A 261-nucleotide genomic window follows, 5' to 3' on the forward strand; every position below is an offset into this window, starting at 1 on the left:
GACGTTTCTTCAAAACTATGCGAAAATCAACCTTGTACCGCAAATCCAGCGTGTAGTTGGGGTGGGAGATGTAACCGTTTTTGGTGCCAAAGATTACTCGATGAGAATCTGGCTGAAACCAGACGTGATGCAGCAGTACAAACTGATTCCAAGCGATATTTCGGCTGCTTTGGCAGAACAAAATATCGAAGCGGCGCCAGGTAAATTTGGTGAAAACGGAAATCAGGCTTTTCAATATGTAATTAAATACAAAGGGCGTTT

Annotated in this window: 1 protein-coding gene; it reads left to right on the top strand. The window is 42.9% G+C overall.

Annotated elements, in window-relative coordinates; all coding sequences use genetic code 11:
• Nucleotides 1–261: efflux RND transporter permease subunit (locus tag ACWA1B_RS22935; protein WP_456910947.1), on the top strand; the 261-nt coding region annotated here is incomplete at both ends.

The organism is Flavobacterium xizangense, from assembly GCF_054075145.1.